Here is a 12,528-nt window from a genome sequence, read left to right on the forward strand (position 1 = left end):
GCGTGCGGCGCGGCGCTCTGGGGCGCGGGGAGGCGGTATGACATTGGGCAACACTCGGATCTTGGGCGCGTGTTGATGTCAGACGGGCAGGCGCGGCTATCTAGCGCTGGAGCGATGAGTTGCTCGGGGCGGCGGGCTGCGCGGCAGTTGGCCTAGCGGATGACGATTTCGTCGGCGCGCACGTAGCCGAGGATGTCGCGGGCGCGTTCGGAGAGGAGGTCAAGATCGAGGTAGTCGTCAGAGAGGCGGGTGGTGAGGTTTTCCATCCGCGCGACACGGGCCTCTAGGGAGGCCAACTCGCGGGCGAGGGTTTTTTGCTCGGCCATGATTTCGGCATGGCGGAAGAGACCGTAGTCGCCCTGAATGGCGGCGAAGGTAAAATAAAGCGTCAAACTGAAAGCAACTGCGAAAAATACCAATGGCCCGAGGGCGGGCGTTTTGCGGGATGTCATTGTCTGCCTCATTGCGCGGTTGCGCTTTTGTCGTGTGGCCTCTGTCGGGCTGGATAGACTTTGGCACAGGGCGCGGGGAAATGGAAGCTGTGACGCGGGGTTTTCGTTGGCTTTCATGTGGTTGCGAGTCCTTATTGCCACAAATGGTTTGGTGGAGGCTTGGATGCAGACCTATGGCGATTATGAGGCGCGGGTGCGTGCGAGCTTTGCGCGACAGGCGATGATGTCGACGCTTGGCGTCGAGATTGTGTCGGTGGGCGCGGGGGAGGTTGTGTTTGAGATGCCCTTTGCGGCAGATTTCACCCAGCAGCACGGGTTTTTGCACGCGGGGGCGATTACGACTGTGCTGGATTCGGCGGCGGGGTTTGCGGCGCTGTCTGTGATGCCTGAGGCGGCCGGTGTCTTGACGATCGAGTTGAAGAGCTCGCTGATGCGGGTGGCCAAGGCGGCGCGGTTTCGCTTTCACGGGCGGGTGCTGAAGGCGGGGCGCTCGGTCTGTTTTGCCGAGGCGGTGGCTTACGGGCTGGAGGGGGAGGAGGCTGTGGAGGTGGCACGGCTGACGGGGAGTATGATGGTTGTGAGCGGGCGTGAGGGCGTGAGCGGGTGAGGCTTTAGGGCAAGTGGGGGAGCAGGGCCCCGCGCTGCAGGACAGGCGGGTCACCTTGCCCCGCACCACAGATCAGTCGGGGGACCAGTCCCCCGCACCGCAGGACAGGCGGGGGACCAGTCCCCCGCACCCCCTGGGATATTTTTAGAAAGAAAAAGGAGGGGTGCGAAAAAGGGGGCGTGGAAGCGCGTGTTGAGTGGAAGGGGGGTAGAAAAGGCGGGGGTTAACCGCCGAGGGCGGCGACGCCAGGGAGGGTTTTGCCTTCCATCCATTCCAGAAAAGCGCCGCCGGCTGTGGAGATATAGCTGAAATCATCCGCCACGCCTGCGGCGTTGAGGGCGGCGACGGTATCGCCGCCGCCGGCCACTGTGACGAGCGCGTCGTTGCGGGTGAGGGCGGCGGCTTTTTGGGCGGCGGCCAGTGTGGCGGTGTCAAAGGGGGCGATTTCAAAGGCACCGAGGGGGCCGTTCCAGATCAGGGTTTTCAAGCTTTCAAAGGCGGTCAGGATCGCGGCTGTAGAGGCTGTGCCTGCGTCAAGGACCATCTGGTCGCTGTCCAGCCGTGTTTCGGGGCCAAGCGGGAGCGTTTCAAAGGGCGCGCCTGCTTTGAAGGCGCGCGCGACGGCACCGTCTTGTGGCAGAATGATCGTGCAGCCTGTGGTTTTGGCTTTTTCCATGATCTCGCGGGCGGTGTCGAGCATATCGGCTTCGACCAGAGAGGCGCCAAGTGCGGCGCCTTCGGCCATAAGGAAGGTATTGGCCATGCCGCCGCCGATGATCAGCACATCGAGTTTTTCCACGAGGTTTGACAGAAGGTCGAGCTTGGTGCTGACTTTAGCACCGCCCACAACCGCGCCGACGGGGCGTTTGGGCTTGGCGAGGGCGCTTTCAAGTGCTGTCAGCTCGGCCTGCATGAGGCGGCCTGCGCAAGAAGGCAAGAGGCGCGCGACACCCTCTGTGGAGGCATGGGCGCGGTGGGCGGCGGAGAAGGCATCATTGCAATAGACATCAGCGAGGCCTGCGAGGCGCGCCGCAAAGGCGGGGTCATTGGCCTCTTCGCCCGCGTGAAAGCGGATGTTTTCGATCAGGATCACTTCGGCGGCGCGGGCCTCTTCGGGGAGGTTTTCGGCGGCCTCCAGCGTCTCGACGAAAGACACTTTGCGCCCCAGCGCTTTTTCGAGCGCGGGCAACACGACCCGCAGGCTGAGATCGAGCACGGATTTGCCTTTGGGGCGGCCGAAATGCGCCACGAGCAAGGGCGTGCCGCCTTTGGCAAGGATCGTCTCGACTGTGGGCACAATGCGCTCGATGCGGGTGGCGTCCGAGACGAGGCCGTTCTGGACGGGGACGTTGATATCAACCCGTGTGAGCACGCGTTTGCCCTTGAGATCGAGATCGTCCAGTGTCATCCAGCCCATGCTGTGCTCCTTGCTGTGTCTTATGCCTGTTTGGAGTGGGGTTTCGCGCGATTGGCGGCGCGCGTCAAGCGTGGCATCGTCGTGGCATCGTCTTTGGGCGCGGGCGGGCTTGCCGAGCGGCGCTTTGGAGCTTAGGTATCTCTCCAATCATTTTGACCAGATCCAGTAAGGAGCGCCTGATGGCCGACTATAAAGACCCCGAAAACACAATCTTGATCGAGCTGAAGGATGGCACGGTTGTCATCGAGCTGATGCCAGATATTGCGCCTGCGCATTGTGAGCGCATGAAAGAGCTGGCGCGCGCTGGCAAATATGACAACGTGGCGTTTCACCGTGTGATTGACGGCTTTATGGCCCAGACAGGCGATGTGGAGCACGCCAATATGGAAGTTGATTACAACCCCGGCCGCGCGGGCACGGGTGGCTCTGATCTGCCTGATCTGCCTGCAGAATTTGGCCGCATCCCGCACGCCCGTGGCAGCATTGGTGCGGCGCGCTCGGCCAATCCGAACTCGGCCAACAGCCAGTTTTTCATCAACTTTAAAGACAATGATTTCCTCAACGGTCAATACACTGTCTATGGCCAGGTCACGAGCGGTATGGAGCACGTGGACAAAATCGAGCGTGGCGAGCCGCCGGTGAATCCGGATCGGATGATCTCGGTGAAAGTGGCGGCCGATGCGTAAGTTTGGCTATGTAAGTGTGGCGGCCGCGTTTTTGGCCGCCAGCCCTGCCTTTGCCACCGGCCTCAAAGTCGAGGTTGCGGGCGAGGCCAATGGCGTGATCCTGATCGATTTGCTGGAGGATGTTGCCCCCAAGCACGTGGAGCAGATTGCTGCGCTCGCGGCAGAAGGCCAATATGACGGGGTGGCGTTTCACCGCGTGATTGAGGGCTTCATGGCGCAGACGGGGGATGTTGTGAATGGCAAGATGGAGGGTGGCAATATGGCCATGGCGGGAACGGGCGGCTCGGACCGCGCGGATCTGCCTGCGGAGTTTTCCGACATTCCTTATGAGCGTGGTGTCGTCGGGATGGCCCGTTCGGCCAATCCGAACTCGGCCAACAGCCAGTTTTTCATCATGTTCACCGAGTATCCTTCGCTTAACGGGCAATATACCGTTGTGGGCCGTGTGACGGAAGGGCTTGATGTGCTGGATCAGATCAAGCTGGGCACAGGGCGCAATGGCGCTGTGTTGGGGGCGCCTGATTATATGAAGAGCGTGACTGTCACCGAGTGATATGACGCGGTGATCACCTTTGCGTGGGGCGGCTAGGCAAGAGCCGCCCCATCGCGCAAGCTTTCTGTGACAGATCGGGAGGCTGCTATGAGATTTCTTTATATTACAGTGTTTGCGCTTTGGGGCGCGGCGGCGGCGGCGGACCCGAGCTTTTGGAAGCACGCGTGGCCCAAGACCGACTTTTCAAAGACGAGCGTTGAAAACTGGGTTGAGATCATGTCGGGGGGGCCTGGCAGGGACGGTATCCCTGCGCTCAGTGATCCCGAGTTTGTGACGGTTGCGGCGAAGACGGGGCTGGGTGCGCGGGAGGCTGTGATCGCGCTGGAGCTGTCGGGCGAGGCGCGGGCCTATCCGCTGCGCTATCTCATGTGGCACGAAATTGTGAATGACGAGATTGCTGGTGTGCCTGTTGCGGTGACGTTTTGCCCGCTGTGTAACTCGGCGGTGAGCTTTGATCGTCGCGTGGGCGGGCAGGTGCTCACGCTTGGGGTGACGGGGAAGCTGCGCGCCTCTGATATGGTGATGTATGACCGTGAGAGCGAGAGCTGGTGGCAGCAGGCGACGGGCCTTGGCATTGTTGGCGAGATGACGGGGGTTGAGCTTGGCACGCTGCCAAGCTGGATGGAAAGCTGGGAGAGCTTTCGCGCGCGCAACCCCGAGGGGCTTGTTATGGCGGAGCCTGAGCATCGGCGGCCTTATGGGCAGAACCCCTATGTGGGCTATGACAGCGCCGCGCGGCCGTTTCTCTATTCGGGTGAGACCCCGCCGCATGGGATACATCCTCTGATGCGTGTGGTGCGTGTGGGGGAGCGGGCTTGGCCCATGGACAGGCTGGCGGAGGCGGGAGAGCTGCGCGAGGCGGGGGTTGTGATCAGCTGGCGCGCGGGCAAGGCCTCGGCCTTGGACAGCACCACGCTGGCGGCGGGGCGCGATGTGGGCATGGTGCGGGTGCGGGACGCTTCAGGGCAAGATCTGGCGCATGATGTGATGTTTGCCTTTGCTTATCATGCCTTCTGGCCTAAGGGCGCATGGATGCTGGGGGAGTAGGGATTGCGCACCAGACGCGCCAAAAGAGGCGGGGGATCTGTCCCCCGCACCACAGAAAAAGCGGGGGACCAGTCCCCCGCACCCCCTGGGATATTTTTAGCAAAAAGAAAGGGTTAGACGCTTAGGTGGATGTTGAAACGGGCGCGCAGGGCGGCGTCTGTGGCGGGGTCAAAGGCAGAGCTGGCGCGGCGCGACAGGATCTCGTGTTTGCGCGCGGTGGCTTTTTCCACGAGGTCTGGCTTGTCTTTTTCGACCCACTCCTTGGGCGAGGTTCTGTCGCCCAATGTCGGGTAGACATGGTCGGTTTGCATCCTTGAGAGGGTTCCGTCTGTGCCGAGGTAGTGGCCCGGGCCGCCGAGGCAGACTTCGCGCATTTGATCCAGCGCGAGGGTGGTGTCATCGACTTCGATGCCGCGCACGCAGCGCTGGGCCTGGCCTATGAGATCATCGGCGAGAATGAGGCTTTCATGGCAGAAGCCGAGCAGGGAGGCGTGCATTCCTGCGGCCTCATAGACCATGTTGCAGCCTGCGAGGCCAGTCATGACGTTGGAGCACATCTGCTCCCAGCCTGCCTGCATATCAGGCAGTTTGCTGTCGCTTGCGCCGCCTGCGGCGCCGCCGGGGAGGCCGTAGAACTTGTGCATCTGGGCGCAACCTGCCGAAAGCAGCGCTTGCTCGCCTGAGCCAACGGTCATTGCGCCTGTGCGCAGATCAAGGCCGAAGGGCCATGTGCCGAAAATGGCCGGGTGGCCGGGGGCGATGGCGTTGACATAGACGATGCCGGCGAGGCATTCGGCTGTGGCTTGGACAATCGCGCCTGCGATGGTGCTGGGCGCTGTGGCCCCCGCCATGCCAGCGGAGAGGAGCAGCACGGGCATACCGCCTCTGATACAGGCTTCCATGACTTCGCAGGCTTCGGTGGCGAATTTCATGGGCGGGACGACGAAGCAGTTTGAGTTGCTCAGGAAGGGGCGCGCGCGCCAGTTGCTTTCGCCGCCTGCGATCATGTGCAGCATCTCAAGCGCGTCGGGCACGAAGGATGGCTCTGTGAAAGAGGTTCCGATGTGTTTGGTTGAGCCAGCGCAGCAGGCGTAGATGGTGTTGAGGTCCATCTCGCGGTTGTCGGTGATGTCGCGGCAGACCATGGGGCGCTGGATGAAGTGGACATTGTCAAGCTCATGGGCGATCCGCGCGGCGTCGTGCAGGTCTTGCACGGTGCTGTGGCGGTAGCTGCGCCCGTCGGGTTCGACCATATTCACGGCGGCACCTGCGGTGCCGTAGTGGACACGTGCGCCCTCAAGCTTGAGGTCATGGGCGGGGTCGCGGCCAAAGAGGGTGATCGAGGTGGCGGCTTTGGCGAGCATATCTTCGACAAGGGCGCGGGGGAAGCGGATGCGCCCGTCCGCGCCGAGGATTGCACCTGCGCCTGTGAGAATTTCGACGCCAGAGGGGGGCGCATCGCAGAGGCCGATGGTTTCGAGCGCCTCAAGGGCGGCCTCGTGGATTTTGAGCACATCGGCATCTGTCAGGGGCTTGTAGCGGCCACCTTCCATACCCGCGCGAATGGGGCGCGTTGCGGCATCCAGCGGCGCGGCACGGGCGGCGCGGCGGGCGTTGCGGCCACCAGAGCGGGCGGATGTTTTGATGGGTGTTTGATCAGTCATGGGAGCGGTCCTTTGGACGGGGTGTTGCGGGTTTGAGGATAGGATCAAACGCGAAACGGGCCGCCACGGGCCGCGCGGCCACGCTCTGCACCAATGGTGCGAACAACAAGAGAGATAGTGCAAAACGGAGCCTGCATGGCGCGCCTTTCAAGGTCTATGACTTGAGTAGGGCGTTTTCGCAGAGGCGATTCTGTCTTGAGTGCGACATTCTGTCGTTTTTGGGCCAGGTCTGGCCAGGTCTGATCTGTGCAGACCTGTGCGGCGCACGATTGAGGGCTGGGTTATGTGGCGCTCCAGACGGCCATTGCCGTTCCGCCCGGTTCTTTGAACTCAAAGCGTCGCCCGCCCGGGAAGGCATAGATCTCGGCCGTGATCTCGGCCCCTGCGGCGCGTATTCTATCGAGCGCGGCTTCCAGATCCTCTGTTTTGAGGACAATCAGGGGGGCGCGCAGGGCGGCGCGCTCAAGGCCGCCGCCTGTGCCTGCGTTTTGAATATCGCGGTAGTCGGGGCCATAGGGCACAAAGCTCCAGCCGAAAGCCTCGGCAAAGAAGCTTTCTGTCGCTTCCAGTCGGGGCGAGGCAAATTCGACATAGTCGATCTTGAGGGGGTGCGGCGCGCTCATGGCCTGAGCTTAGGCGAGGGCGGCGCCAAAAGCCGCGATTTCTTTGATGGCGGCTTCAAAAGGCGCGTCGGGAATGGTCATGGCGATGCGCACATGACCTGCGGCGGCGCTGCCGAAGCTTTCGCCCGGCATCACGGCAATGGCGCGTTCCATCAGGAGCTTGTCGGCGAAGTCATCGCCCGAGAGGCCCGTCGCGCGGATATCGAGCATGAGATACATCGCCCCCGAGGGCTTTGAGAGGCGGATGGCGTTCTGGCCCTCCAGCGCTTTTTGGGCGAGGGCGCGGCGGCGCTGGAAGGGGGCGCCGATCTCGGCCTCAAAGTCCTCGCCAAGGCCCAGCGCGAAGAGGGCGGCGCGCTGGGTGAAGCCTGCGACGCCGTAGTTTGTGTTTGTCAGAAGGTTGAGCACATGGCCCATGGCCGCCTCTGGTCCGACGAGCCAGCCGACGCGCGAGCCTGTCATGGCGTGGCTTTTGGACATGGAGCCGACCACCAATGTGCGCTCTGCCATGCCCTCAAGGGCGCGGATCGAGATATGCTCGCCCTCCCAGACCTGTGTGTCATAGACTTCATCGGAAATCACGATGAGGTCGTGTTTGATGGCCACGGCGGCGATGGCCTCAAGCGTTTCGCGGTCATAGACTGCGCCTGTAGGGTTGTTGGGCGAGTTGATCAGCAGGGCTTTTGCGCCCGAGCCTGCGGCCGCAACATCAAGGGCCTCGAATGTGGGCAGAAAACCGTTGTCGGCCTCGGCTGTGACCGCCAGTGGCACGCCGCCGACAGAGCGGATCGTGCCGGGGTAGGTTGCGTAATAGGGGTTTATGTAGAGGGCTGTGTCGCCTGCGTCGAGCGCGGCGCGGAAGGCCGCAAAGAGCGCGGCTTGGCCGCCCGCTGTGATCAGCACATTGTCAGGTGTGGTGATCACCCCCGTGCGCGTGGTGAGGCGGGTCGCGACCGCTTGGCGCAAATCCTCGATGCCGGGGACCATGGCATAGCCTGTGGCGCCGCCGAGGGCGGCGGCGTGCATGGCCTCAAGGATGCGGGTGTCGGTTTTGATATCGTGCTCGCCGATGGTCAGCTCGGTGATGTGATGGCCCTCGGCGATCATCTTGCGCGCTTTCACGAACAGATCCCAGCCGTCGGAGCCGCCGCCTGTGATGGTTGTGATGGTGTTGGACAAGCGCATAGGGGCCTCGCAGCTGTTAGGGTGAGTCTCAAGTTGGCCCATGGGCCAAGCTTTGCGGCTCAATGTCAACTCGGGGGGCGGTTTTTCTTGGCAGGGGGGCGCGGATCGGCTATCGCTCGATTTATGAGAAGAGAGATTTGCAGTATTTGTTGCATCATCACCTGCTGAGAGATCAGGCGGGCCGTTCTTCTTATTCCATCTCATTGTGTAAGTTGTTAAGCCCGCCAGAAGAGCGCAGTTGCGCGCATGAGGGCCGACTATGACACCGAACCAGACGACCGGGATCAAGCTATACAACACCAAGACCCGCAAGAAGGAGGTCTTTACCCCGTTCAAAGCGGATGATGTGCGGATGTATGTCTGTGGGCCAACGGTTTATGACCGTGCCCATATCGGCAATGCGCGCCCTGTGATTGTGTTTGATACGCTCTATCGCCTGCTGCGCCATGTTTACGGGCAAGAGCAGGTGACTTATGTGCGCAATTTCACCGACGTTGACGACAAGATCAACGCCAAGGCCGCCGAGACGGGCCGCACGATTGGCGAGATCACCGAAGAGACGATTGCTTGGTATCTGGAGGACATGGCCGCCGTGGGCGCGCTTGAGCCTGATCATATGCCGCGCGCGACGGGCTATATTGGCGAGATGATCGCGATGATCGAGACGCTGATCGAGAAGGGCCATGCCTATGCGGCGGAGGGCCATGCGCTGTTTCGGGTGCGCTCTTATGAGGCGTATGGCGCGCTCTCGGGGCGGGATGTGGACGATATGATCGCGGGGGCGCGTGTGGAAGTTGCGCCCTATAAGGAAGACCCGATGGATTTTGTCCTTTGGAAGCCCTCAAGCGCGGACCAGCCGGGGTGGGACAGCCCTTGGGGCCGTGGACGGCCTGGCTGGCATATTGAATGCTCGGCGATGGCGAAGGCTCTGCTTGGCGAGACTTTTGATATTCATGGTGGTGGGCTTGATTTGCAGTTTCCCCACCATGAGGACGAGATCGCCCAGAGCTGCTGTGCCAACGGAACCAGCGAGATGGCGCGCTTTTGGATGCACAACGAGATGTTGCAGGTCGAGGGCAAGAAGATGTCCAAGAGCTTGGGCAACTTCTTCACGGTGCGCGACTTGCTTGCGCAGGGTGTTCCGGGGGAAGTGATCAGGTTTGTGTTTCTCTCTACGCATTATCGTAAGCCGATGGACTGGACGGAGAAGAAGCGGGAGGAAGCGGAGAAGACGCTGAGGAAGTGGACGCTTGCGCTTACTAGCGATGGACTGATTAACAAACGTCTGGGAGATGGGGCCGCAGATCAAGGCGTGATAGACGCTATTTCCGATGATTTGAATACACCGCTGGCGATTGCACGCTTGCATGAATTATTCAAAAGCGCCGAAACGGATAGTGACTTAGCCAACTTCAAGGCCTCATTGGTTTTGTTGGGGTTAGGGGAGCGAGTTAATCTTGGTGCTTCGAAAACCTTCTCAGACATTGTGGTAAAAGCCCAGTTTCCAGAGCTTCAGACACTTTCGGACAATTTGGCAGTTGCACGAGACGAAGCGATGAAAACGAAGGACTTCAGTGAAGTCGATAGGCTCAAAGCGGCGTATATCGAGGCTGGCTTGGAAGTCAGAATGAGCAAAGCTGGAGTTGATGTATTGAGAGGCGAAAGCTTTGACGCCGCAAAGCTGGAGGGGCTGCTATGATGCTTTTCACCACAAAGGGCAGCCCCCGACCGCGGGTGGGGGTGAAGCCCCCGCCCATGGGGGCGGTCGGGGGCTGTCCGTGCCAAGAGCACGGACGAGGAGCACCTCATGACTGAGCGTCTTTACATCTACGACACAACGCTGCGTGACGGCCAGCAGACCCAAGGCGTGCAATTTTCCACGCCTGAGAAGCACCGCATAGCTGCGATGCTGGATGAGCTGGGGGTCGATTATATCGAAGGCGGCTGGCCGGGCGCAAATCCGACAGACAGCGACTTTTTCAACGAAGCGCCCAAGACGCGGGCGCGCTTTACCGCCTTTGGCATGACCAAGCGGGCAGGGCGCTCGGCGGAAAACGACGATGTGCTCGCCGAGGTGATGAACGCGGGCACAGACCATGTCTGCCTTGTTGGCAAGACCCATGACTTTCATGTCAAAACGGCGCTCGGCATCAGCCTTGAGGAGAATGTCGAGAACATCCGCGCCTCTATTGCTTATGTCGTGGCCGAGGGCCGTGAGGCGCTGTTTGATGCCGAACATTTCTTTGACGGCTATAAGGCCAACCCTGCCTATGCGCTTACCTGCCTGAAGGCTGCAATTGACGCGGGCGCGCGCTGGGGGGTGCTGTGTGACACCAATGGCGGGACGCTGCCCCATGAGGTCTATCAGATCACCCGCGCGGTGATCCAAGCGGGGGTCGCGGGCGACAAGATCGGCATTCACACCCACAACGACACGGAAAACGCCGTGGCCTGCTCTTTGGCTGCGATTGACGCGGGCGCGCGGCAGGTGCAGGGGACGCTCAATGGCCTTGGAGAGCGCTGTGGCAATGCGAACCTGACGACGCTCATTCCAACGCTGCTTTTGAAAGAGCCCTACGCCAGCGCCTATGAGACGGGCGTGAGCCACGCGGCACTGTCAGGGCTGAGCCGTATCAGCCGCACGCTCGATGATATTCTCAACCGCGTGCCGATGCGTCAGGCGGCCTATGTGGGGGCAAGCGCTTTTGCCCATAAGGCGGGGCTGCACGCCAGCGCCATTCTGAAAGACCCAAGCACCTATGAGCACATTGCGCCCGAGAGTGTGGGCAATGCGCGCATCATTCCGATGTCCAATCAGGCAGGCCAAAGTAACTTGAGGAAGCGCCTAGAAGACGCTGGCCTCAAAGTGAAAAAAGACGATCCGGCGCTGGGGCTGATCCTTGATCAGATCAAGGCCCGCGAGGCCGAGGGCTATACTTACGATAGCGCTCAGGCGAGTTTTGAGCTTCTGGCGCTGCGTGCGCTCGGGCAGATGCCCGACTTCTTTGAAGTGAAGCGCTACCGGGTCAGCGTCGAGCGGCGCAAGAACAAATACAACCAGACGGTTTCGCTGTCTGAAGCGGTTGTGGTGCTCAAGGTTGACGGCGAAAAGCGCCTCTCGGTGAGCGAAAGCATGGATGAGACAGGCTCTGATCGCGGGCCTGTGAATGCGCTCGCCAAGGCACTGGCCAAAGACTTGGGCCGCTATGGCGAGGTGATTGCCGATATGCGGCTGGTCGACTTCAAGGTGCGCATCACCCAAGGCGGCACAGAGGCCGTGACCCGTGTCATCATTGACAGTGAAGACGGGCAGGGGCGGCGCTGGAGCACGGTTGGCGTTTCGGCCAATATTGTGGATGCCAGTTTTGAAGCGCTGCTGGACGCGGTGAATTGGAAGTTGTTGCAAAGCACATGAGCACGCAAGAGACAGATCATATCGCCGCCAGTATTTCTGCCTGTGCGGATATCGTTCACAAGGGCGACCCCGCACGCTTTCGCGCCGCCATGGCCGCGCCGCTTGGCTTGCGCGAAAAGCTTTTGGTGCTCTATGCCTTCAATGTCGAAGTGGCGCGCGCGCCTTGGGTGACGAAAGAGGCGATGATCGCGGAGATGCGCTTGCAATGGTGGCATGACGCCTTGGGCGAGATCGCCGCAGGCGGGGCTGTGCGCCGCCACGAGGTTGTGACGCCGCTCGCCGAACTTCTCACACCTGATCAAGCGCTTGGCTTGCAAAGCCTGGTTGAGGCGCGACGGTGGGATATCTATCCGGATGCTTTTGCCGATGAGGCCGCCCTTTGGGCGCATTTGCACGCGACCACAGGCGCCTTGATGCGCGCAGCGCTCGGGCTGGCGGGCGCCACAACAACGCCAAAGCTTGATGAGGGCCTCAAAGCGGTGGCGCTGGCGGGGTGGCTGACAGCTGTGCCCGCCCTGATCGCACAAAACCGCCACCCTTTGCCTGAGGTCTCGGAGGGCGCCATTATCCGTCTCGCCTCTGAAGCGCTCGCAAAACTCAAAACAGCCCGCAACCAGCCCCTCCCCAAGCTGGCGCGCCGCGCCCTTCTGGCGGGCTGGCAGTCAGAGCCTCTGCTCAAACTCGCCTGCACCGAGCCAGAGCGTGTGCTGAACGGAACACTTGAGCTGGCCCCGTTCCGCGCCCAGCTCCGCCTCGCACGGCTTGCTCTCACCCACCGCTGGTAGGTCTTTTTCTTTCTGAAAATATCCTGGGGGTGTGGGGGCAAAGCCCCCACTTGCAACTGTGTCTGGGGGCAAAGCCCCCAGTTGGTCGGATTTT

The 12,528-nt window shown here is 61.3% G+C and carries 12 protein-coding genes; 7 read left to right on the forward strand and 5 right to left on the reverse strand.

Annotated features, from left to right (window positions below; genetic code table 11):
• Positions 1–152: 152 nt before the first annotated feature.
• Positions 153–452, reverse strand: a complete 300-nt coding sequence (locus tag ACTF58_RS03165; RefSeq protein WP_438990514.1) for an FtsB family cell division protein — start codon at positions 450–452, stop codon at positions 153–155.
• Positions 453–615: 163 nt separating this feature from the next.
• Between ACTF58_RS03165 and ACTF58_RS03170 the strand changes: the two genes are divergently transcribed.
• The gene (locus ACTF58_RS03170; RefSeq protein ID WP_438990515.1) at positions 616–1,059 is read left to right on the forward strand and encodes a PaaI family thioesterase; all 444 of its coding nucleotides are present in this window, start codon (positions 616–618) and stop codon (positions 1,057–1,059) included.
• A gap of 223 nt (positions 1,060–1,282) precedes the next feature.
• On the opposite strand, the gene ACTF58_RS03175 is transcribed toward ACTF58_RS03170, so the two are convergent.
• Entirely contained in the window at positions 1,283–2,476 is a 1,194-nt protein-coding gene (locus ACTF58_RS03175) for a phosphoglycerate kinase (protein ID WP_438990516.1), read from the reverse strand.
• Positions 2,477–2,655: 179 nt separating this feature from the next.
• On the opposite strand from ACTF58_RS03175, the gene ACTF58_RS03180 reads away from it, so the two are divergent.
• The 3 genes from ACTF58_RS03180 (at position 2,656) to ACTF58_RS03190 (ending at position 4,762) form a co-directional block, all read left to right on the forward strand.
• Positions 2,656–3,162, forward strand: a complete 507-nt coding sequence (locus tag ACTF58_RS03180; protein WP_438990517.1) for a peptidylprolyl isomerase — start codon at positions 2,656–2,658, stop codon at positions 3,160–3,162.
• Positions 3,155–3,715, forward strand: a complete 561-nt coding sequence (locus ACTF58_RS03185; RefSeq protein WP_438990518.1) for a peptidylprolyl isomerase — start codon at positions 3,155–3,157, stop codon at positions 3,713–3,715. The genes ACTF58_RS03180 and ACTF58_RS03185 overlap by 8 nt, the downstream gene beginning before the upstream one ends.
• A gap of 87 nt (positions 3,716–3,802) precedes the next feature.
• Entirely contained in the window at positions 3,803–4,762 is a 960-nt protein-coding gene (locus ACTF58_RS03190; protein ID WP_438990519.1) for a DUF3179 domain-containing protein, read from the forward strand.
• Between the two features lie 113 nt (positions 4,763–4,875).
• Here ACTF58_RS03190 and ACTF58_RS03195 read toward each other — a convergent pair whose 3' ends face one another.
• The 3 genes from ACTF58_RS03195 to ACTF58_RS03205 form a co-directional block, all read right to left on the reverse strand.
• Complete coding sequence (locus ACTF58_RS03195; RefSeq protein WP_438990520.1) at positions 4,876–6,426, reverse strand: trimethylamine methyltransferase family protein; 1,551 nt, start codon at positions 6,424–6,426, stop codon at positions 4,876–4,878.
• 281 nt (positions 6,427–6,707) lie between these two features.
• On the reverse strand, positions 6,708–7,049 hold the full coding sequence (locus ACTF58_RS03200) for a VOC family protein (RefSeq protein WP_438990521.1): 342 nt from the start codon (positions 7,047–7,049) through the stop codon (positions 6,708–6,710).
• Positions 7,050–7,058: 9 nt separating this feature from the next.
• A complete protein-coding gene (locus tag ACTF58_RS03205; protein ID WP_438990522.1) occupies positions 7,059–8,234 on the reverse strand; it encodes a pyridoxal phosphate-dependent aminotransferase in 1,176 nt (391 codons plus the stop codon).
• A gap of 259 nt (positions 8,235–8,493) precedes the next feature.
• Here ACTF58_RS03205 and cysS point away from each other — a divergent pair, with 259 nt between their 5' ends.
• The 3 genes from cysS (at position 8,494) to ACTF58_RS03220 (ending at position 12,434) form a co-directional block, all read left to right on the forward strand.
• Positions 8,494–9,933 carry a cysteine--tRNA ligase gene (cysS, locus tag ACTF58_RS03210; RefSeq protein WP_438990523.1) on the forward strand — a complete coding sequence of 480 codons (1,440 nt, stop codon included), beginning with the start codon at positions 8,494–8,496 and terminating at the stop codon, positions 9,931–9,933.
• A 108-nt stretch (positions 9,934–10,041) separates the two neighbouring features.
• Entirely contained in the window at positions 10,042–11,649 is a 1,608-nt protein-coding gene (gene cimA / locus ACTF58_RS03215) for a citramalate synthase (RefSeq protein WP_438990524.1), read from the forward strand.
• Entirely contained in the window at positions 11,646–12,434 is a 789-nt protein-coding gene (locus ACTF58_RS03220; RefSeq protein WP_438990525.1) for a squalene/phytoene synthase family protein, read from the forward strand. Before cimA ends, ACTF58_RS03220 begins: the two co-directional genes overlap by 4 nt.
• Positions 12,435–12,528 lie beyond the last annotated feature (94 nt).

Source organism: Lentibacter sp., assembly GCF_965657785.1.
Taxonomy (GTDB): Bacteria; Pseudomonadota; Alphaproteobacteria; order Rhodobacterales; family Rhodobacteraceae; genus Lentibacter.

Coding starts and splice junctions, on each gene's coding strand:
- ACTF58_RS03165 (WP_438990514.1), bottom strand. CDS start 452: ATGACATCCCGCAAAACGCCCGCCCTCGGGCCATTGGTATTTTTCGCA.
- ACTF58_RS03170 (WP_438990515.1), top strand. CDS start 616: ATGCAGACCTATGGCGATTATGAGGCGCGGGTGCGTGCGAGCTTTGCG.
- ACTF58_RS03175 (WP_438990516.1), bottom strand. CDS start 2,476: ATGGGCTGGATGACACTGGACGATCTCGATCTCAAGGGCAAACGCGTG.
- ACTF58_RS03180 (WP_438990517.1), top strand. CDS start 2,656: ATGGCCGACTATAAAGACCCCGAAAACACAATCTTGATCGAGCTGAAG.
- ACTF58_RS03185 (WP_438990518.1), top strand. CDS start 3,155: ATGCGTAAGTTTGGCTATGTAAGTGTGGCGGCCGCGTTTTTGGCCGCC.
- ACTF58_RS03190 (WP_438990519.1), top strand. CDS start 3,803: ATGAGATTTCTTTATATTACAGTGTTTGCGCTTTGGGGCGCGGCGGCG.
- ACTF58_RS03195 (WP_438990520.1), bottom strand. CDS start 6,426: ATGACTGATCAAACACCCATCAAAACATCCGCCCGCTCTGGTGGCCGC.
- ACTF58_RS03200 (WP_438990521.1), bottom strand. CDS start 7,049: ATGAGCGCGCCGCACCCCCTCAAGATCGACTATGTCGAATTTGCCTCG.
- ACTF58_RS03205 (WP_438990522.1), bottom strand. CDS start 8,234: ATGCGCTTGTCCAACACCATCACAACCATCACAGGCGGCGGCTCCGAC.
- cysS (WP_438990523.1), top strand. CDS start 8,494: ATGACACCGAACCAGACGACCGGGATCAAGCTATACAACACCAAGACC.
- cimA (WP_438990524.1), top strand. CDS start 10,042: ATGACTGAGCGTCTTTACATCTACGACACAACGCTGCGTGACGGCCAG.
- ACTF58_RS03220 (WP_438990525.1), top strand. CDS start 11,646: ATGAGCACGCAAGAGACAGATCATATCGCCGCCAGTATTTCTGCCTGT.